This is a genomic window from Petrimonas sulfuriphila, assembly GCA_038561985.1.
GTDB classification, from domain to species: domain Bacteria; phylum Bacteroidota; class Bacteroidia; order Bacteroidales; family Dysgonomonadaceae; genus Petrimonas; species Petrimonas sulfuriphila.
The window spans coordinates 2461616-2483131 of the sequence record CP073276.1 but is presented as its reverse complement, the minus strand read 5'-3'; the positions used below and the strand labels follow the sequence as shown (position 1 = coordinate 2483131).

Genomic DNA, 21516 nt, shown 5'->3' with positions numbered 1-21516 from the left:
AGAGTTTCAGGTTCAAGAATAAATCACTTCAAACCGTATATTTATGAGAATAAAAACAGTCTTTATTTCTCAACTGATCGTTTTGTTTCTATACCCCTGTTTTTCTCAGGATTCCTACCGGGTGGGTTTTTCCTCTACAAGTCTTGAGCCGGACGATCAGTTTGTCTCACTTACCCTTGCCGGCTATGCTGCTCCTTGGGAAGGCCGATTCACACTGCACTGGAAAGAAAAGGGAACAATGCCCGCTTATTTGGGAATTACCGGTGGAGAAAGCCACCTCTTTTTTGTGGATGGCCAATCGCTGTACCGCAGCAGTAGCAAAAACACTTCTCGATGGGAGAAAATCGGCGATGCAACCGGTATTCGACAAATAGCCGCGGGAACGAACACAATCTATGGTGTTGATTCGGAGGGCCAGCTGAAAAAAAGTGATTTATCCCGGAAAAAGCTCAGGTGGAAAAACCTGGGCCACTGGGATCAACCGGTCCATGCCATTGCTGTTGCAGGAAATAAACTATATCTGGCAGACAAAGAGGGATTATTTCATGTCGCAGACCTTAAAGCCAGGAAACTGAAATGGGAAAAGGCCTCTTTTTTCCCCCTTGAAGATGTAATTTCTCTGGCTGGTGATGCTGACAGATTACTTGCTCTTACCCGGGAAGGGGTGCTTTATCAACAGGGTGGCACCTATCAGCAGGGTAAATGGATCAAGATCGGTTATAAAAACGGTGTAACTGTCCATGAGGATATCAAGGCCCTGGCCCTTGCCGGACACCAATTCTATGGGATAGACAGCTCCAACAGGTTATTTCAGGGAGAACACCGAAGCAGGCAGGAGCTCTCGGCAAGAGCACTCTCCATTGCCACTGCCGATAAAACCGTAATAGTTGTCGCTCTGGACCTGACCGGTATCAATGACTCCTTTACCAACATGGTCAAGAATGAACTCTATAAAAAACGGGCTCTCCCTCACTCGGCTGTATTTATCAACTCTTCTCATACACACTTTGCCCCGGTCACTCAAAACTGGCCTACCTGGCAGGAGAGCAACCGGATTGCTGACTCCACCTATCTCTATACAGTGGTACGTGAGGCAATTGTAAAGGCGGTGGAAGAATCGATAGACAATGCTAAGCCAGCCGAACTATTCATTGGCAGAGGCAGTGCACAGCTCGGCTACAACAGGAGCCTCAGGGATCATCCGGAGATCTATGATAATGCCGTCGATGTACTTCGCTTCCGTTATCTGCATGATCAAAGCGAAGGATGTCTCTTTATTGCTGCGTGCCATCCAGTATTCAGTTCACCGGAGGATCGTTTTACACTTTCTGCCAACTTCCCGGGGGTAGCGAGAAAAGTGATCGAAGAAAAAAGCGGCATCACCCGTACTCTCTTTTTACAGGGTACCGCCGGGGACATCAATCCGACAGACAATTCAGAATATACGACGGGTGAAAAGTTGGGCAACGAAGTGATGGCTGTGCTGAATCGTCCAATGGAAAAGATCGGTGGGCCTCTCACCTTTTTTCTCGACAGCGTTGTTTTTGATGTACCGGTGAAAAGCAGGGATGAGATCCTGGCCTATACAGGGGATGAAAAAATCAATGCCAACGCCATGCTTGCCGAAAGGAACCAGACCTGGGGTGAGATCATGCTGGATTACCTGAAACGGGGAACGAAGCAATTTCCGATGCCGGTCTATGTGCATACACTGAATGTCGGGAACTGGAAACTGGTGGGCTTCTCGCGGGAAACAACTACACCCTACAGTTTGCATGTAAAGAAGATGTGGCCAGGCCAAATGGTCTCTGTAACCGGTTATACAAACGATGTTTCCAGTTATCTACCTACTCACTTACATATCGAAAAGCGGAATTATGAAGGGATGGATTCCTTTTACTGGTATGGAATGCCCGATACTTATCCGTGGAATGTAGAAGAAAAGATCCTTACTGAAATTAAAAATAACAACCGATAAAAATTTCACACATTTAATATAGATAAACGAACAGGACAACTTATTTTACTCATCAAGACAAATATGGAAAAAATTACCGAACAACCCTCGTTATACAACGATCTGGAGAAGAAAAGTGTAGAAGAACTGACATCTGGATTGATTTCTGAATATAAAAAAATTGCACTGGCAGTTGAGGCTGCCAAGCCGCAGCTCGACAGGCTTTTGAATGCTGTTGTGGAGAAAGTGAAAGCAGGTGGACGGATGATCTATCTGGGAGCTGGCACAGGTGGACGTCTTTCAGTGCTTGATGTACTGGAACTACCCACAACCTTTGGTATGGAAGATGATACCATCTGCGCTGTGCTCGCTGGTGGTATAGATAAACTGATACTGGCGCTGGAAGAGAAAGAAGACGATACCGAAGAGTCATGGCAGATGCTCACCGAAAAGGGTGTCTCATCCCGTGACATCGTGGTGGGCATCTCGGCCAGCGGAACTACACCTTTTGTATTGAGCGGCCTTAAGAATTGCAGAGAAAACGGAATCACCACCTGCTGCATTGTCAATAACCCCGGCTCACCGATCGCGGAAGTCTCTGACTATCCGGTTGAAGTTATCACCGGCCCCGAGTTCGTGACCGGCAGCACCAGGATGAAAGCAGGCACTTCACAGAAGATGGTGTTTGACATGATCAGCACTACGGTCTGGATCCAAATGGGCAGGGTGCTCGACAACAGAATGGTAAACGTGCAGCTGATCAACCGCAAGATTACCGACAGGGCTGTGCGGATTTTGATGGACAAATCCGATATCAGAGACTACGATCAGGCACATACGTTTTTGCTTGAACAAGGCAGTGTAGCCAATGCCTTGAAAACGTTACACCAAAACGGAGGGATTAGAAAGTGATGGATGCTGCACGCAAGAACGCTTATCTCTACCCTTTAATGATTATCGGGGGATTATTTTTTATTTTTGGCTTCGTCACCTGGGCTATCGCCGTATTGATCCCTTATCTGCAGATTGCCTGTGAATTGACATCAATCCAGGCCATGTTGGTCTCCTCAGCCTTCTATATTTCCTATTTTGTGATGGCGATCCCTTCAGGGTATCTACTGAAAAGGATCGGCTACAAGAATGCACTCACATTTGGTCTTGTAAGCATGGCTGTTGGTTCATTGCTGTTTATTCCGGCAGCGATAACCCGTATTTATGCCATCTTCCTCCTCGGACTGTTTGTCCAGGGATTAGGCCTTTCCATACTGCAAACCGCATCCAATCCTTACGTGACCATTCTTGGTCCCCGGGAAAGCGGAGCCCGCAGGATGAGCATCATGGGCATCTGCAATGGTGTTGCCGGTATTCTGGGGCCCCTCATCTTGGGATCCATTGTCCTGAAGGATGCAGACGGACTTACTGCTGCACTCGAGACGATGGCCGCTGCCGACAAAGCAGTAGTGCTCGATGAACTGGCCCGCAAGGTGATTGTACCCTACCTGCTGATTGCAGCCTTGCTTGTACTGGTTGCCTTGGCAATCTATTTTTCCTCACTGCCGGAGGTGGTTGAGGAAGAAACGGAGGGGTCGTCCGAGACTAGTTATAGCGCTTCAAAAAAAAGCATTGTTCAGTTCCCACACCTTATGCTAGGCGTCTTCACCCTCTTCCTTTACGTAGGGGTCGAAGTGATTGCCGGGAACACCATTATAGGATATGGCTCTTACCAGGGAATAGCTTTAAGCAGTGCCAAGCTATTCACTTCAATGACCCTCTTTTTCATGCTGACGGGTTATGTTATTGGAATCATCGGTATCCCCAAATACTTCTCTCAGCAGCAGTCACTCATATTTTCCGCACTGCTCGGCATTATTTTCATCATCGCCTCTCAGCTAACCAGTGGTTTTGTGTCGGTACTTTTTATTGCGCTGTTGGGATTGGCTAACTCCTTGATGTGGCCTTCCATATGGCCCCTGGCAATATCCGATTTGGGACGATTCACCAAGACTGGCTCTTCCCTGTTAGTGATGGCTATTTCCGGAGGAGCCGTACTGCCGCTCATCTACGAGCGACTGGCTGGCAGCCTGGATGCACGTCAGGCATACTGGATGGTAGTCCCCTGCTATATGATTATTGCGCTCTACGCTTTGTGGGGACACAAAATCAGAATCAGAAAGAGGTAGCAACAAAAAATAGTTACACAAATTTTAACACCGAATTATTAACTGATATGATACTGATTGCTGATGGAGGATCAACAAAGACAAGCTGGGTGCTGCTGGATCAGACAGGGGAAGTGCTGCAATTTGAGACTGAGGGGTACCATCCTTTTTTCGTGGGGAGTGACTACATCCGTGACTCACTGGAGAAGAAACTGCCAGAAGAGCTGAAAGAGAAGACCTGTAGTGTTGAAAGAATCTTTTTCTATAGTGCTGGTGGAGGCTATTCTCAGGAGACTGACAACATCCTTGTAAAAGGAATATCAGGTGTCTTTACATCGGCGCAGATTATTATTGAAACCGACCTGCTGGCTGCTGCCCGTGCACTGTTGGGTGATAAGGAAGGTTTTGCCGCCATCCTGGGCACAGGAACCAATAGCTGTATTTACAACGGGGAAGAGGTGACAGTCAATATTGAATCACTTGGATTCCTGCTGGGTGATGAAGGAAGCGGCAGTTATATAGGGAAGAAATTAATTGGAGATTATATCCGGGAAGTGATGCCTGATACAATCAGGGATGTTTTTTTTCAAACGTATAATCTCACCGGTACGGATTTGTTGAACAAAGTTTATGAACATCCTTTAGCCAATCGTTACTGCGCCTCCTTTGCAAAATTTGCAGGTGATCATTTACAGGAGGACTCCTATTATGAACACCTGATAGTCAGCGCCTTTCGGGATTTCTTCCGGAATATTGTAGTCCTGTATCCCAACTACCGGAAATACAAGTTTAACTGTGTCGGTTCCATCGCTTACTATTTTCGCGAACTCCTGGAAAGGGTAGTTATTGAACAGGGCATGCTACTGGGAATTATTGATAAAGATCCGATAAAGGGATTGATTGCCTATCACCGAAAAGATCTGTCATGAATAAAATTCTTTCTGTCATATTCTTTTTTCTGATATCTATCTCTGCCCTGCCGCAGACCGACTCATTAAGGATTGTGGCCTTTGGCAATTCCACCACTGCCTTTAGAAAAGGGGTGGATAAAGTCTATTCGGTCAGGTTACAAGAGAAACTTACCCAGGCTGGCATTTGTGCTTGTGTAGTCAATTCAGGGGTTGGAAGCAGCCATACCGGGTCAATTAAAGATAATGATTTTGCAAAGGTAAAACACGGGATGGATCGGTTTAAAACCGATGTGCTGGATCTCCGACCCAATTGGGTAATTATTAATTTCGGACTGAATGATGCTTATCAGGATGAGGGAATCAAAGGCAAACCAAGGATACCTTTGGTAAAATACCGTGAGAACCTTGAATATTTTATCAAAAAAATAAAAGATCAAGGGGGAAATGTAATCCTCCTCACGCCGAATCCTTTGGGTAGCAGGTATGAGCAGTTCAGAAAAAGCCAGGTAGAGAAGTATGCCAACTGTGTACGGGCTATCGCCAGAGAACAAAAGGTGGCGTTAGTTGATTCCTGGGAATTGTTCAGCCGACATGCTTCTGCAACCCATGTCGCGGGTGATATTGATTTTCTATACCTGGACGGTATCCATCCCAATGATCTGGGACATGAGCTGATTGCAGATGCATTATTCCGTTCGTTAACTCATTTTTTGAGTAATGAATCTGAAAACTTCCGGAATAATGCGGAATAGTGTTGAAAACAATACAATCATATATAACCGGTGTTTAAACAATTTTTCGGGACAGAAAGCTTATACCATAGGGTTAAAAATATAAGTATTACATGAAAACAATTATCAACAGAAGAGATTTTATCAAAAGTTCCGCACTGGTTGTTGCCGGAACAGGATTGGGGAATCAACTTTATTCTGCTGTTGCAGAACATCCATTTCTTTCCATCACTCCGGATCAGAGACTGATTACAGCTCCAGATATCCCTTTCCGACCCAGACGGGTTGCCAGCTGGTGGAATACACTGGATGATTTGCTTTGGTCGCAAAAGGTCATTAAAGACAAGGTGAAAAGGAGGGCAGAAGGTTTTGCCAGCGCCCATATTGATACAGCCATGAACTATGGTTTTCATGTGAGATTTGACTATTCAAACTATTTCGGTCGTCTGAATGAATACTTTCATTTCGTGAAGGAGGAACTGAACCAATACGATATTAAGTTTATCGAGCATTATTCCTGTAATCATGTACACCGTCCGAGGGGAAAAGAAGAGCGGGAGAAACTGCACCGGACACATCGTCATCATGTTCTGCTGTTTCATGATCCGGAAGCTGCGGAGCATGCACAATATGAAGGGCATCTCTTCAGGGATCTTGTTGAGGTAGATATCATTGATGGTAGCAGAGGGTATGCACGTCAATACCAGATGGAGGCTTTCTGTCACAACAACCCGGGGTTCCTGGATATGCATCAGAAATACCTGGAGCGCCTCATCAAAGAAGTGGACTTTGATGGTTATGAAATCGATGATATGTGTGACTATGTGGGTCTTAGGGCTTGTGGTTGCAAATATTGCAGAGAAAGATTCAAACGCGATTATGGACATGAGTTTCCCCCGGTAACCGACACGAATTTCTGGGGAGATATTACTAAACCAATGCTCCAATGGGGTAACTATGGCAATCCTGTGTTCAGGGACTGGATAAAAATGAAGGATGATATTATTGCCGATCATGTAACAATGGTAAAAAAGGTTATTGGCAATAAACCGCTCTTCACCTGTTGTTCGAGCACCGGACCCATCATACTCAATTCAATATCTCTTAACCTCGAACGTATTGCAGATAAACTCGATTTTTATATGTTGGAGAATGTGGGGATCAACATTCGCTCCGTAAACTGGGGAGAAATGGATGCTGAAGCACTGCAACAGAAAGATATTGCAGAGAAAAGAGGTAATTCTCCCGCAATTGCCCTGAGCTACACCATTTATCCCGACGGTGGTTATCTGGGATGGAGCCTTGCACGCTTCTGGGGAGTGGCTAACTGGGCAAGCACATTTCAGCATCGGGTTTACGAAGAGGACCCTGCCGATTCTATGGAGACAGAAGATATGATCCGCCCTTACAACAATTGGGAAATGAAGCTCAGCGATCTCAATCACCATCAATCGAAAGATCTTCCGGAAGTTAGATTGGTGTACAATTATTATTGCAGGATTAACGGCTGGAAAGACCAAAAAGGTGTAGAACACTGGAATAAGACAAAAATGTGGTCAAAAAAATTTCTAGAAAATAATATTGGTTATAGAATTCTCAGATACAAAGAATTATCGGATGTAAATTGTCTGCTTTCAGAAAAGAGTCCGCTCTTGCTCGATGGTGTGGCATCCCTATCTGACAACCAGTATAATGCCATTGAAAAATATGTATCCAGGGGAGGTACACTCTGGGTCTCTCTTCCCTTTGGCACCCACGATGAGAAAGGAAACCTAAGGAAGAAACCCCTTTCCGATATATTGATAAACAGCAAGCGGAAAAATCTGAAACTGATAGATTCAATTTCTGATAACGACAATGTATTTCAGCAATTTGTTCTGGACAAGTCCTTTTCACCGATAGTACGTCAGGTCTCTGGCGATATCGGTTGGGTAGTAAGGTTACGTGATTACAAAGGGAAGAGAGTGATTCATTTTATGAATACCAATATGAAAGCAATTCCCCATCCAACTGTAAAAGATATCGGTCAATCACCCGTATTAAGTAGAATTGAATCGAGTATTAAAAATAACGTATTGAAGTTTGAGATTGACACAAAACAGTTTGATATTACAAAACTAAATCTGTATAGCCCTGAATTAGGAGATCAGTCAAGGGAAATCCATCTTTCCCGGGCACGGGGAAAAACAATCTTGGAAGTGGATTTGACTGGAATCAGAGTTTATGCCGTAGCACAATAATTAAAACAGTAAAACGATGAAACGTAGAGATTTTATTCAGAGTATCGCAGCAGCTAGCTTGATGGCCAATGTCCCTCAATCTCTTTTCGCTGAAAAGAGCGGAAAACAAAAAAATGATTTTATCTGGGCCAATCTCCTTCACTTGAGCTACAACATGTGGGAAGATCACACACCTGCACCTTATCAGGACTCAGTTTTCACGGGTAATGATTGCCGGGAAGCCTATCTTTGGGCACATAAATATCACCCTGATCTTTCATTTGATAAAAAGATGTGGGATCGTTTATTAATCAGAATGGCTGATGTGGGGATGAATATGGTTTTAATTGATTTGGGAGACGGTGTAAAATACGACAGTCACCCGGAAATTGCGGTTAATGGAGCCTGGAGCCCCTCCCAATTGAAAAAAGAATTAAAGACAATTCGTGAACTTGGATTGGAGCCCATACCCAAACTAAATTTTTCAACAGGACACAAAGCCTGGTTGGGACCCTATCAACGCATGATCTCCTCTGATACATATTATAAGGTATGCTCCAACCTAATTCATGAAGTGATCGATTTATTTGATAAACCCCGTTTCTTCCACCTCGGGATGGACGAGGAGACTGCAGAAAACCAAAGAACACATCAAAATGTGGTGGTACGACAGGGTGACCTTTGGTGGCACGACTTCTATTTTCTGACTGAACAAGTTGAAAAACAGAATGTCCGTTCTTGGATCTGGTCTGATTATGTATGGAGTTTTCCGGATGAATTCTTTAAGAAGATGCCAAAATCTGTACTCCAGAGTAACTGGTACTATGGGACTCAGTTTGAAAAGTTTGACAACGCATTGAATGAAAAATATGTCAGGATATACGATCGGCTTGAAGAGCATGGTTTTGACCAAGTACCAACGGGCAGCAACCACAGTAATGATATAAATTTCAGAGAAACAGTAACATATTGTGAAAAGAAGATTGCCCCGGAGCGACTGAAAGGTTTTATGCAGACTGTATGGAGACCAACACTTCCTGCCTGTCAACAAAAACACATCGATGCAATTGATCAGGTTGCAGAAGTGATTCGGAACCGTAGCTGAAACAGAAAAAACAGTAGAAATTAATGTGCTTTTGTTGAGGATATTTGCGTATTTTGAGGGATGGGTTGCGTAATTAGAAAATAAATTTAATCAATTGTATTCTATATTTGTCATTGAGGGGAAGCATCATTTTTAAAGGTCAAATCTGTGTTTAATTCTTCAGTAAAATGTTTTTCGGCATAGTGTAATTTTAAGTTGGTATTTAAACAAAAACGACTAATTCTACAAAAAACAAATGAAGATGTGCCATTGATTTATCACTCTGATGAAAAACTTTTCCCATTACATAAACATAGTCCATGGACAAGTGAATGGCATTCTAAAACATTTTTTTTACCGGAGTACTTTAACGTAAATTATTTAATAACAAAACTGTTAGTAGATAACGCATTAAGAAAATCCTCGATTCCTCTATGAAAACACCGGAACATATGTATTTAGATAGAAATTAGAAAATGTAAACGGAAATCCGCTAGCAAGATCAGCCTTTCTCCCGGATAATCAACTTTTTTGTCTTATAAGCCTAAAGCGGTTTTTAGGACTAAACACACTTAAAAAATAACAAGTTTAATTAATAAAAAGTAATCAACATGAAAAGTAATGAAATCAGTCGTCGTCGCTTTATAGGTACATTAGCTGCCGCCACAACAGGGGTAGCAGTATCGGGCATTACGCCCGTTTTTGGAAATTCCCGGGACACTTCGGATAAGCTTGCCCTTCTCGGTGGAATCCCTGTCCGGGGGAATAAGAAATGGCAGACCTGGCCGCAATGGGATGCTGAAAAATTCAATCCTAAAATGAACGAAGTGATGGGTAACCGGGTTTGGTCTCGGAGCCGCAAGGTTGCTGAATTTGAAAAAAAGTGGGCAGAAATGCACGGGTCGAAACATTGTCTCACTACGGTTAATGGTACTAACGCTTTGAGTGCAGCATGGATGCAATCGAATATTGGTCCTGGCGACGAAGTAATCTGTTCCCCTTATACCTTCAGCGCTTCAATTTTCGGCATCCTCTATAAAGGGGCCATGCCGGTTTTTGCAGACATTGATCCGGAGACATTCCAGATTGATCCCAAACAGATAAGGAAAAAAATTACTCCTCGGACCAAGGGTATTTTACCAGTTCATATTTGCGGATATCCATCTGATATGCCAGAAATTATGAAGATTGCCAAGGAACATAATCTGTTCGTTGTGGAAGACGCTTGTCAGGCTCACTTGGCAGAAATCGGAGGTAAAAGAGTCGGAACATTCGGTAATGCCGGTTGCTTCAGCTTTCAGGCATCGAAAAACCTTCCTATAGGCGAAGGAGGAGGAATCCTGACTGACGACACCGAATATTTTGACCGGCTGTATTCGTACCATAATTTCGGCTACGCATCAGGGTCTGTATCCGGGCAAATAAGTTCTATTTCGGCGCTCATCCTGGCAAACAAAATTCGTATGGCTGAGTACCAGGCTGTAATTGGATTGTGTCAGTTGGAAAAACTCGAAGAGCAACACAAAATCAGGAACGAAAACGGAGCTTACCTGAATGAGAAACTTGCTGCCTATCCCGGTATCACACCGGTCAAATTGCACAAGGGTGCAACAGCGGCTTCCTATTACATTTACTCCATGGTTTACAACCAGGACAAACTTGACGGACTGCCGCGTCAACGGTTTATCGAAGCGCTCAGTGCCGAAGGTGTTCCGGTAGGGACCGGTTATCCGAACGATCCTCTTTACGGTCAGCCGATGATGCGTGAGGTATTCAAATCCGAAATTTACCAAAAGGTTTACACTGCAGACGAATTGGATTTTGAAAAATATAAGCAAAAAAATCACTGTCCTTCTTTGATTAAAACTTACGGTTCAGCACTTTGGATTTGGAATGGCGGACTCATGCTCGGAACGAAATCCGATATGGACGACATTATCAACGCTGTAGATAAAATCCATAACAACGTTGCGAAACTCAAATAAATACAAGAACTGCGTAATATTTTGCACACAGGTTGTCTGCTCCGGCTATACAAGATAGTCGCATGCCCGGTTTGAATGGAAATATATCGACGGTTAGATTCTACCAAAATTTTGGGGATACGTTTGAATGATTTTTCCGTATTGAAAACCTGGCATGCGCCGGAGTATATCTTCGCCGAAAACACATGGCTGAAGCAGTAATTATTCTGTCAACCACAAATACATTACAGAAACGGGGTATGAGATTTTGCATTATCCTTTTTTCCTTTTCTCTATTACACTCATTTATTGTGAACGCACAGGACACTTTTAAATGGACATTAGAGCAGGAAACGGCAGCGTGGTCACCGAGAGATTCACAGGGAGAAGTTGTACATAACGGATATATGTGGATATTGGGTGGGTGGCATAACTCATACGAAGCTCCTCCCCGAGATGTATGGCGATCGAAAGACGGCAAGAACTGGGAGCTTGTATTTAGAAATGCTCCATGGATACACAGTGATTTACCTATGAGCATATCTTTTAAAGGTAAAATGTGGATGATGGGAGGCTGGTACAATGGCCGCTTAGAAAACCGATCGGCCAGCCATATGGTTTGGTCTTCTCAAGATGGTAAAGATTGGAATTTGGTTACCCAAAATGCAGAATGGACTCCGCGATGTGCCGCAGCAATAGTTTCTTTTCAAAACAAGTTGTGGATATTAGGAGGAACTACAGACTATTATTATGGTAACAAAAATAGTCTTTTGAATGATGTTTGGTGCTCGGATGATGGAAAAAATTGGACACTTGCAACAAAAAATGCGGAATGGTCACCCAGAGCTTTTCATCAAGCTGTCGTATTAAATGATCGGATTTATGTAATGGGTGGAGGAAACTATGACCCGGAATATTGGGGTTATAATGACGTTTGGAGCAGTTCGGATGGTGTTCATTGGCAAAAAGAGACTGAAAATGCACAATGGCACGAACGAATATGGTTTTCTTCAGTAGTATACGGAGGGTATATGTGGATGATAGGAGGTTGGTCGGGAAACCCTTATAAGAATTGGGATGATGTTTGGTATTCAAAAAATGGTAAAGACTGGAAAGAGTTAAAAACGGAAGGATCAAAATGGAAGGAAAGACACGAACATGCTGTTTTTGTATTTCAAAATAAAATATGGATAGCCGGAGGAATGATCCCGCCGTTAAGCAATGATGTCTGGTCTCTGGAACTTCCTTCCGATTGGTAATGTAATACAAAGGAAAAAAATGCATTTGTTCCAGACCGGCTTTACAAACTCCGGGTTGGAAGCTTTCATACTAATTTTAAATTGACATTATAGCAATGCGAATGTAGCCAAGTACCTAAATTTTAAAAACAGATTAATTAATGAAGTTTGTGGAAGTTGAATTAACATTAAATTAGCAGCGACGAACAGTTATTCATTGTACAAATACAAAATCATTCAATAAATAATATGAACAGACGGAAATTTTTCAAAAAAAGTGTAATAGGTAGCGCTTCCCTGATGACACTAAATGGTTTTGGTAACCAAAAAGCTTGGGCTTTTAATAAAGTTGACATAAAACCTGCTATTCTGGGTGGTGAGAAATCATTTACAGGCCAATGGCCCAAATGGCCAATATGGAATCCTGCGACCGATGAGAAGCAACTTCTCGAGGTCATGCGCAGCGGCGTTTGGTCGAGGAGTAAGGTTACAGACGAGTTTGAAAAAAAATGGGCACAGTTGCTGGGTGCTAAACGCAGCCTGGCAGTTGTCAATGGAACCAATGCATTGAACACTTCTCTTGCCCAGTTGGAGATTGGTTGGGGCGATGAAGTGTTGGTTACGCCCTATACCTTTATTGCTTCTGTATCCAGTATTCTGTTTAATGGCGCAATACCTGTATTCGTGGATGTAGATCCTGAAACATTCCAGATGGACCCCAATAAGATTGAAGAGAAGATAACACCTCACACCCGGGCAATTCTTCCGGTTCATATTCTCGGCCTCCCGTGTGATATGGAAAGAATCATGAAAATTGCTGCAAAACACAACCTGTTGGTCGTGGAGGATGCATGTCAGGCATGGTTGGCCGAAATTAACGGGAAGAAGGTGGGAACATTCGGAAAAGCAGGTTGTTTCAGTTTCCAAAATTCCAAAAATATGGCAATGGGGGAAGGAGGCGCAATCATCAGTGATGATGATGCGTTTATGGATCGCTGTTATTCCTATCACAATTATGGCAATCCACACGGAACCACGGCAGGACAAATTGGAGCCGGCACTGTGATGATCGGCACCAAGCTTCGTATCACGGAATATCAGGCAGCAATTGGGTTGGCACAGTTGAAACGGCTTGAAGCTGAGACTGAATTGAGAAACAAAAATGCCACCTACCTCCAATCACTCATCGGTGATATACCCGGTATATCCCCTTATAAGTTATATAAAAATGTAACAAAAGCTGCATACCACCTTTTTCCCTTCAGATATCACAAGGAATATTTCAAGGGATTATCGAGAGCTGAATTCCTGAAAGCATTGCAGGCTGAAGGCATACCTTGTTCTGCCGGGTATAGTGAGTTGAACAAAATGCCTTATTTGAAAAACGCTTTTGAGAGCAAATATTTTCAGAAATTTTATCCAACAGAACGGTTGAATTATGAAAAATATGCGCAAGCAAATAAATGTCCTTTGAATGAGAAGCTTTGTAATGAAGAAGCGGTATGGATTTCCCAGAGTCTACTTCTCAGTTCAAAATCAGACTTAGATAAAATTGCGGGAGCAATAGAGAAAATTCAAAAACATGCAGAGCTTATAGTAGCTAAAACAAAATAACCACTCGTTGATGAAGAAAATAATTACACGGATTGGATTACAACTATTTTTCCTGTCGTTTTTTATATTACAGTTGCAAGCTGTGAATGATAACGAGGAAAAATATACCTGGAAAATCGGCACGGGACGAACCGTGATTACCCCAAACGAACCCACATGGATGGCAGGTTATTCCAGTCGCACTTCCCCGTCGGAAGGGAAATTGCATGACTTATGGGCTAAGGCTCTCCTGCTGGAAGATGCACGAGGCAATCGTTCCTTGCTTATTACGATGGACATACTGGGTGTTTCAAAGGATTTCTCGGATGAGGTGAGAAATCTGATAAACCGTAAATACAACCTGAACAATTCGCAGATAATTCTGAGCAGTTCCCATACACACTCCGGACCTGTCATCTCTCGCGCATTGCAGTATATCTATCCAATGACTGAGCAGGATTGGAAGGTTGTGGACAAGTATACGGAACAACTGAAAGAGAAGCTGGTTGAGTTGGTTGACCAGGCGATAAAAAATCTACAACCGGCGCACATTTATACGCAAAACGGTATTACACGCTTTCAGGTGAACAGGCGTAACAACAGGGAAAACAGCATTACACCTACCACTGAACTGAAAGGCCCCAACGATTATGCTGTGCCGGTCATTAAGATCGAATCACCGGACAAACAATTACTGGCTGTAGTTTTTGGTTATGCCTGCCACCCTACAACATTGTCCATCAATATGTTCTCCGGAGATTATGCCGGGTTTGCCCAGCTGGAACTGGAGAAACGCTATCCGGGTGTAACAGCCATGTTCTTTCAGGGCGCCGGTGCTGACCAGAATCCTCTTCCCCGAAGAACCGTTCCTCTGGCAATTCAGTATGGCAAGCAACTTGCTGCCACTGTCGAACGGGTTCTTTCTGAAGAGATGCCTCAGCAGGAGAGCAATCTGATCACAAGGTATTCCGAAATAGATCTTTTGATCGATGACCCTCTTCCAACAGAAGAACTACAAGTTATAGCCAAAGGTAGTGATTATCAGGCCAGATGGGCTAATGGCATCATCAGTGAACTGAAAACTAAGGGCCATTTGATTAAATCTTACCCGTTTCCTGTTGGATACTGGCAAATTGGCCAACAGAAACTGTTTATTCTCGGAGGAGAATCTGTGATTGCATACAGCGTGAAATTGAAACAGACTTACGGGGAGCAGATTTTTGTGATGTCATATGCCAACGATGTTATGGGTTATATACCTTCCGAAGTGATCCTCGAAGAGGGAGGATATGAGGGTGACACCTCACAACGGGTTTATGGTTTACCTTCCAAATGGAGTAAATCAGTAGAATCAAAGATTATTAGCGAATTAAAAAATATTACAACAAAATAAAATCATTATCATTTGAAAAGATTAACATCATGAAGAAAAATTATTTGTTTTACAGTGCTATACTATTACTAGCGTTGTTTTTTACTCAATGCGTTCAACAAAACAAGCAAGCAAATCTAAGTGAAATTTCCTCTGGGAATCAAACCGATACAATGATTGCCAAACGGTATTTTTCAGGTTTTGAGGATGCACACGATACCTATAATGCAATTACGGAAGCAAGCGACGGAAAGATTTACTATATCCTCTCCTCTACTCGTCACGATGTGGGCGGTCAGATGTATTCATATGATCCTCAGCTAGATAAGACAGAGTTTATAGCCGACCTATCTGAAGCATTGGGAGAGAAAGAACAAAACTACATTGCGCAGGGAAAAAGTCATACCGAATTTTACGAACATGACAATAAACTGTACTTCTCAACTCATGTAGGTTACTACGAAATGATTGACGGTGCGGAACATTTGCCGAAAAATGCACCGGAAGGCTACAAGCTTTACCCGGGTGGTCATTTTCTTTATTATGACATGAGCACCAAAAAACTGGTAAGTCTCGGACTTGCCCCCGACGGAGAGGGGATTCTCACCATGACCATGGACAAAGAGAGGGGACACCTTTATGGTATTACCTGGCCTAAAGGATATTTTATCGACTATGACCTCAATACCAACAAGATGAACAATTTAGGCCTTGTTAGTGAACAGGGAGAAAACGGTGTAATCGGGAAAGACTACAGGGTGCTCTGCCGCTCTATGTTCGTAGATCCAAGGGATGGCAATGTCTATTATTCTGTTGCCGAAGGAGACATCTATTATTACCATCCTTCCGATCCTCAACTGAAAAAAATGGATGGAGTGGATTTGAGACTCGATTATTTTGGGAAATTTGATGCCAGTGATGCCGGCAGTATGGGATATAACTGGAGAAAAATATACTGGTACGAACCGGAAAATAAAGCATACGGCGTGCATGGCAACTCCGGTTATCTTTTCACCTTTGATCCCCTTAACAAGAAAGTGGAGATTGTGGATAGAATTACTTCGGAACCGTCCAGAAAAAGTGGAATGTCCGACCAGTTCAGCTATGGTTATCTTGGATTCAAAATTAAAGACGGCGTTATCTATTATCTTACCGGAGCTCCTATCTACAAGGATGGCGTTAGAGTTGCCGGTCTTGATAAAATTAACATGGGTGCAGCTAAAGGCCTGGAACACCTGCATGTGGTAACATACAATATTCCCGAAAAGAAATACAAAGACCTGGGACCGGTCTTTTATGAAGATGGTTCTTTCCCTACTTATGTCAACTCAATCGCAATGGGGAGCCAAAACGACATTTACACACTGGCCAGATTCGAAAACAACGGAAAAGTCATTGAAGATCTGGTAAGAATCGATATAAAACGATAAAAGACTGTTACTAACAGGCTGAGGAAACTCACAGAAGTTGAATTTATAAAAAAAAGATGGGATGATTAACAACAAACGGCTGAAAGTAATGAGAATGCAATTTGTTTTTCTTCTTCTTTGTATTGCGGGATCAACATTTTCAAAGACTTCAAATGTTGATCCCCGGGAGAAACGAGGAATAAGGATTGCTACTTTTGATGTGGATGCTACTCCACCTATAGGGAGCAGACTCACTTACGATCCGATGATAAACTCCGGAGAACAAACATTGAGGGCAAAGGGCATTGTTTTATTTGGCGAAGGTGATCCTATCGTGTTGTGTTCTGTTGACTGGATAGGTATTGCTAACGAGTCACAGGATGCCTTCAAGGAAGCCATGGCCGAAGCTGCGGGTACTATTCCTAACCGGGTGGTGGTACATACAGTTCATCAGCACGATGCTCCCATCTGTGATTTCACTGCAGAAAAAATTTTAAAAGAAAACAACATTCCAGCAGGCTGTTTTGACGGCACTTTTGCAAGGGAGTTGATTCAAAGGCTTCAGTCATCAATCCGTTTATCACTCAAAGACGTGAAGGAGGTGACAGAGATAGGTATCGGTAGTGCGGAGATACATCAGGTAGCTTCAAACAGAAGAGTTTACAAAAAAGAGGGACGAATTGTTACGATGCGTGGCTCTTCGAGTAAGGATTCTCTCCTCCGTTCCATGCCAGAGGGATTAATAGATCCGGATGTGTCGCTTGTAAGTTTCTGGAATGAGAATACTCCGCTGGCTGTATTGAGTTTTTATGCAACCCATCCGCAGAGTTACTACCTGACCAAAACAACCAACCCTGATTTTCCCGGTATTGCCCGTTTTTTGCGTCAATTGGCTGTACCGGATGCCTTGCATGTTCATTTCAACGGGGCTGGAGGTAATGTTGCAGCCGGAAAGTATAACGATGGCAGCCATGAAACCCGTTTCATCCTCGCAAAGAGAATGGCAGACGGCATGGAGCGCGCGTGGAATAATACCCAAAAGTTCAGTGTTCAATCAGAAGATCTGGGTTGGGATACCGAAAACCTGTTGCTACCCTATCGGGATAAAATCAAAAAGATAGAGACGACCATGAATCAAATGGATAGCCGTTTGCTTGCCAACAATATGGGGCGTTTGGGATGGTATAAAAGGAGGGTTGCAGGAAAGGGGATAGAAATCGCCTGTTTGCGTATTCATAACGCCCGTTTGCTCTTTATGCCGGGTGAACTCTTTGTGGAGTATCAGCTGGCAGCCAAAAAGATGGCGCCGGATCATTTTGTTGCGATGGCAGCTTACGGTGATTACGGCCCATTTTATATCGGAACGGAGGCAGCCTACGCTGAAGGAGGGTATGAGATTGAATCCAGTCCTGTAACCGCAGAATCGGAAAAGTTGATCCTGACGAAGATTAAGCGGCTTTTAGACCGAAACAAAGCCAACCAACCCCGGGAGTTGTTGACCTACAAAGATCGTAGCGGTCAAATTTTTCCTGTCACAAATAAAAAAGAATGGGAGAAAAAAAGAGAGGAGGTACTAAACAATATGCAACTTGTCATGGGAAAAGTCCCGCCACGGCAGAAGAAAAAATTGCATGTGATCTATACTGACTCTGCTGTGTATGAAAAATATGTACGTTATAGTATCAACTTTGAGGCAGCACCCTCTGAAAAAGTGTTCGCCTATCTCTACCGGCCAAAAAATAAATCGATGTTATCTCCTGCTATGCTTGCTCTTCACGGAACCGGCATTGAAGGCAAGAAGATAATAGATGGCGTTACCAGTATTAAAAACAGGGCTTACGCCAAGGAGCTTGCAGAAAGAGGATATGTAGTTATTTCACCAGACTATCCGAGTATGGGTGAGCTGGAAAATTACGACTTTGCTAATGACCGCTATGATTCGGGAACAATGAAAGGGATCTTCAACCATATCTCTTGTGTCGATATACTGCAAAGCCTGCCTTACGTTGACAAGAAGAGAATTGGGGTTATAGGCCACTCACTGGGTGGTCATAATGCCCTGTTTGTTGCTGCCTTTGATCCCCGGATAAAAGTAATCGTCTCCAGTTGTGGATGGACATTGATGGACTACTACCACCCCGGTGAACAAGTAACTGCCGGATACGGTGGCCGTCTGGGTCCGTGGGCTCAAGAGCGATATATGCCCTTTATAAGGGATAAATACAATCTGGATGTTGAAAAAATCCCTTTTGATTTCGATGAAATCATTGCATCACTTGCCCCCAGGCCTTTTTATTCAAATTCTCCTGTATCTGACCTCAATTTTTCTATTGAAGGCGTCAGAAAAGGCATCAGTCACGTCAGGGAGGTTTATCGTTTTTTGGATAGCGAGGATCATTTAAAAATCGTTTACCCTCAAGCAAGTCACGATTTTCCCTCTGATATAAGGGAAGATGCGTACCGATTTATCGACAAATATTTAAAATAAGTTAGTTGTAAATGGGAATTTATACCTAATAACTGAGGGTATACCTGACACAAATGTCTTCGAAAATTAGTCTTGATAGCAGATATTTCTTTTCTCTCTATTCACCGAGAAATCAAGTACTTTTTTTTGCTTAAAGTGTTTATAGCCTTTGGGAAGCTATTTTCCCTTAGCATTTGGCTTTGTCCGTTTTAAAACGAAATGGGCGATATTTTTATCCAATTGACGCAATCTGTTGAACGATTACTCTTTAAACCTACCAAAATCTGTAGTTGTCGGGACCTTGATGTACCTGTAGAATTCACTCATTCACAACCCAGCTTCCTCGAAAGTCACGAAGCAAATGTAGTGATGTTTCAAAAAAACAAATGGACTGAACCTCTCAGTACTCTTCTGTTATTATGGTATCGCACAACCTGAACGTCCCTCGCATTTGAAGCTGTTGTCACGACTCTTATTTTCATACTAGAAACACCCTTAACGCGGTAAATTTAGCAAAACAAATTAAATGTGTGCTGATAGTCTGATATTTAAGACCGTCCTAAATTGAATGAGACAAGTTAGAGAAATAATGGGCAAGTGACCCCATAAAAAAACGATCAGGGGATTACCCCTGATCGTTTTTTTTATCTCCAAAATACTCTGACGACGAAAACTAAGTCTTAATATCCCGGATTTTGCGGAAATTCCGCATCAATATTCAAATCAATCTGTGTTTGAGGAATTGGCCAACGGAAATTATGCTCCTCGATATGTGCACCCGGGCATAATGGATTATCGTTGTATTTCCGTACCCTCTCAATGAGCTTACCGGTACGACGCAAAGCAATAAGGCGCCATTCTTCACCATAAAGTTCTCTGGCACGTTCATCCAAAATGTAGTCTATATCAATAGTACTTGCTGATACGGGCTTGGCATTAGCCCTTGCTCTTACTACATTCACGTCTGCAGCAGCTAAATCCGGACGATTAATTCCCAAATAGGCTTCGGCCCGCAACAGTAATGTTTCCGCAAAACGTAACGCATACCAGTCTTTATGAGTATTACCGGAACCTGCTCTGGGTAACTGCACCGTATAATTACAGGGATCATGAAATTTCATAAATGTAGGGAACATCAGTCGTATTGTATCATCTAACGGATTGGTTCGGGGATACGGTGTTCCTTCATAGAGTTTGAAATCAATCTTATGTCCATCATAGGCCGATTCGGGATTGTCGTAATAATAATTCCTCCTGAGATTGTGTTCAGCGTTTCGGATATCATTATCCCAATTGTCCTTCCATATGTAATAATGAACCAGATTGGTTCCTCGTCCGTTGGCGCAAGGACGGCTAAGTGTATCGGAGATTCCGGTATACTTCCCGCCATAAAAAGTTCCAAGTGTTGCTTTTTTTCCGTCAGGGGTTAGTGCTATATCAAAATAACGTGGCCCATAAATATATGCAGAATTGATTGTAGTTTCGTCCGACGTTCCTCTCTCTACTTGAATCACCCACATAGCTTCAGTATTGTTAGGCAGGTTATGGTTAGTATATCCAAACAGATCAAAATACGCATCACCTGAACCCAGAATATCTGTACCCAACCTGTTTCCGAATCGCTCAGTCATTAAGGCATAATCATAATCATTCACTGCATGGCTTGCTGCCGTAACAGCTTCTTGTGCATTTCCCATCTCTAGATAGGTTTCAGCTAAATAGTGCCATGCAGGACCTTGGGTAACTCTTCCGGGTGCACTCTCTTCTCCCGGTTTAGGAAGATTTGCAGCAGCAAATTTGAAATCTTCTTCCATAAATTTGTGAATTTCAGCGACAGGGGCTCTTACATAATCTGTTTTTGCCTTTGTTGTCGGTTCATCCAGTAATGGAATGTCTCCATAAGTTGAAACTAAGTGGCGATATATAAATGCACGGAAAAAACGAGCTTCGGCAAGATAAGCATTTTTCCCGGCTTCTCCCTGGGTGAATATTGTCGCATCAGCCTTTTTTATACCGTCAATCAATACGTTGGCCCATTGAATAATTTCAAATCCCCTCACCCAATGATCGACTACCGGTGTAAATGTGGGGGTTAAATCCCGGTACGAATTCAGATACCGGCTTCCACGGTCTGGTGTTTCACCATTGAATCCAACATCTGATCCATGTGTTGCCCAATTCATTGTACCAAAAGAGCCATAGGTGTAATATACAAATCTGATTCTATTTTGAATAGCAGTAATCCCCTGCTCTATACCCGTTTCGGTAGTATATGCATTTTCCGGCGATAAAAAATCGAGAGGTTTTTCGTCCAAGAATGCCTCACTGCATGAAGATAAAACTGCCGAAAAAAATACAAATCCAATTACTAGTTTTTTTATAATCGAAGTTCTCATAATTGTCAAAATTTTA

Annotated in this window: 14 protein-coding genes; 13 read left to right on the top strand and 1 reads right to left on the bottom strand. The window is 42.9% G+C overall.

The features are described 5' to 3' along the window. Positions 1 to 43 precede the first annotated feature (43 nt). The 13 genes from KCV26_10360 (at position 44) to KCV26_10300 (ending at position 19125) form a co-directional block, all read left to right on the top strand. Positions 44 to 1978, top strand: coding sequence for a hypothetical protein (locus KCV26_10360; GenBank protein WZX35715.1), 1935 nt, complete (start codon positions 44 to 46; stop codon positions 1976 to 1978). 63 nt (positions 1979 to 2041) lie between these two features. Next, on the top strand, positions 2042 to 2869 hold the full coding sequence (locus KCV26_10355) for an N-acetylmuramic acid 6-phosphate etherase (protein ID WZX35714.1): 828 nt from the start codon (positions 2042 to 2044) through the stop codon (positions 2867 to 2869). Beyond that, on the top strand, positions 2869 to 4137 hold the full coding sequence (locus KCV26_10350) for a sugar MFS transporter (protein ID WZX35713.1): 1269 nt from the start codon (positions 2869 to 2871) through the stop codon (positions 4135 to 4137). Before KCV26_10355 ends, KCV26_10350 begins: the two co-directional genes overlap by 1 nt. A gap of 47 nt (positions 4138 to 4184) precedes the next feature. Then, positions 4185 to 5045 carry an N-acetylglucosamine kinase gene (locus KCV26_10345; GenBank protein WZX35712.1) on the top strand — a complete coding sequence of 287 codons (861 nt, stop codon included), beginning with the start codon at positions 4185 to 4187 and terminating at the stop codon, positions 5043 to 5045. Beyond that, positions 5042 to 5779 (top strand): SGNH/GDSL hydrolase family protein, encoded by a 738-nt coding sequence (locus KCV26_10340; GenBank protein ID WZX35711.1) that lies wholly within the window; start codon positions 5042 to 5044, stop codon positions 5777 to 5779. Before KCV26_10345 ends, KCV26_10340 begins: the two co-directional genes overlap by 4 nt. Positions 5780 to 5871: 92 nt before the next feature. After that, entirely contained in the window at positions 5872 to 7998 is a 2127-nt protein-coding gene (locus tag KCV26_10335; protein ID WZX35710.1) for a hypothetical protein, read from the top strand. 16 nt (positions 7999 to 8014) lie between these two features. Then, entirely contained in the window at positions 8015 to 9082 is a 1068-nt protein-coding gene (locus KCV26_10330; protein WZX35709.1) for a Tat pathway signal protein, read from the top strand. 590 nt (positions 9083 to 9672) lie between these two features. Next, on the top strand, positions 9673 to 11046 hold the full coding sequence (locus KCV26_10325; protein WZX35708.1) for a DegT/DnrJ/EryC1/StrS family aminotransferase: 1374 nt from the start codon (positions 9673 to 9675) through the stop codon (positions 11044 to 11046). Positions 11047 to 11231: 185 nt separating this feature from the next. Continuing rightward, entirely contained in the window at positions 11232 to 12284 is a 1053-nt protein-coding gene (locus tag KCV26_10320) for a hypothetical protein (GenBank protein WZX35707.1), read from the top strand. A gap of 228 nt (positions 12285 to 12512) precedes the next feature. Then, a complete protein-coding gene (locus tag KCV26_10315) occupies positions 12513 to 13877 on the top strand; it encodes a DegT/DnrJ/EryC1/StrS family aminotransferase (GenBank protein ID WZX35706.1) in 1365 nt (454 codons plus the stop codon). Positions 13878 to 13887: 10 nt separating this feature from the next. Continuing rightward, positions 13888 to 15249 carry a neutral/alkaline non-lysosomal ceramidase N-terminal domain-containing protein gene (locus KCV26_10310; protein ID WZX35705.1) on the top strand — a complete coding sequence of 454 codons (1362 nt, stop codon included), beginning with the start codon at positions 13888 to 13890 and terminating at the stop codon, positions 15247 to 15249. A 29-nt stretch (positions 15250 to 15278) separates the two neighbouring features. Then, positions 15279 to 16658: a hypothetical protein gene (locus KCV26_10305; protein ID WZX35704.1), complete on the top strand. Its 1380-nt coding sequence runs from the start codon at positions 15279 to 15281 to the stop codon at positions 16656 to 16658. A gap of 61 nt (positions 16659 to 16719) precedes the next feature. Continuing rightward, positions 16720 to 19125 carry an alpha/beta fold hydrolase gene (locus KCV26_10300; GenBank protein ID WZX35703.1) on the top strand — a complete coding sequence of 802 codons (2406 nt, stop codon included), beginning with the start codon at positions 16720 to 16722 and terminating at the stop codon, positions 19123 to 19125. 659 nt (positions 19126 to 19784) lie between these two features. On the opposite strand, the gene KCV26_10295 is transcribed toward KCV26_10300, so the two are convergent. After that, positions 19785 to 21500 carry a RagB/SusD family nutrient uptake outer membrane protein gene (locus KCV26_10295; protein ID WZX35702.1) on the bottom strand — a complete coding sequence of 572 codons (1716 nt, stop codon included), beginning with the start codon at positions 21498 to 21500 and terminating at the stop codon, positions 19785 to 19787. Between the last annotated feature and the right edge of the window lie 16 nt (positions 21501 to 21516).

Bases quoted from the DNA above. Each gene is read 5' to 3' on its own strand.
- KCV26_10305 (WZX35704.1), top strand. From the start codon at position 15,279: ATGAAGAAAAATTATTTGTTTTACAGTGCTATACTATTACTAGCGTTG.
- KCV26_10360 (WZX35715.1), top strand. From the start codon at position 44: ATGAGAATAAAAACAGTCTTTATTTCTCAACTGATCGTTTTGTTTCTA.
- KCV26_10310 (WZX35705.1), top strand. From the start codon at position 13,888: ATGAAGAAAATAATTACACGGATTGGATTACAACTATTTTTCCTGTCG.
- KCV26_10340 (WZX35711.1), top strand. From the start codon at position 5,042: ATGAATAAAATTCTTTCTGTCATATTCTTTTTTCTGATATCTATCTCT.
- KCV26_10315 (WZX35706.1), top strand. From the start codon at position 12,513: ATGAACAGACGGAAATTTTTCAAAAAAAGTGTAATAGGTAGCGCTTCC.
- KCV26_10325 (WZX35708.1), top strand. From the start codon at position 9,673: ATGAAAAGTAATGAAATCAGTCGTCGTCGCTTTATAGGTACATTAGCT.
- KCV26_10345 (WZX35712.1), top strand. From the start codon at position 4,185: ATGATACTGATTGCTGATGGAGGATCAACAAAGACAAGCTGGGTGCTG.
- KCV26_10295 (WZX35702.1), bottom strand. From the start codon at position 21,500: ATGAGAACTTCGATTATAAAAAAACTAGTAATTGGATTTGTATTTTTT.
- KCV26_10300 (WZX35703.1), top strand. From the start codon at position 16,720: ATGATTAACAACAAACGGCTGAAAGTAATGAGAATGCAATTTGTTTTT.
- KCV26_10320 (WZX35707.1), top strand. From the start codon at position 11,232: ATGGCTGAAGCAGTAATTATTCTGTCAACCACAAATACATTACAGAAA.
- KCV26_10335 (WZX35710.1), top strand. From the start codon at position 5,872: ATGAAAACAATTATCAACAGAAGAGATTTTATCAAAAGTTCCGCACTG.
- KCV26_10355 (WZX35714.1), top strand. From the start codon at position 2,042: ATGGAAAAAATTACCGAACAACCCTCGTTATACAACGATCTGGAGAAG.
- KCV26_10330 (WZX35709.1), top strand. From the start codon at position 8,015: ATGAAACGTAGAGATTTTATTCAGAGTATCGCAGCAGCTAGCTTGATG.
- KCV26_10350 (WZX35713.1), top strand. From the start codon at position 2,869: ATGGATGCTGCACGCAAGAACGCTTATCTCTACCCTTTAATGATTATC.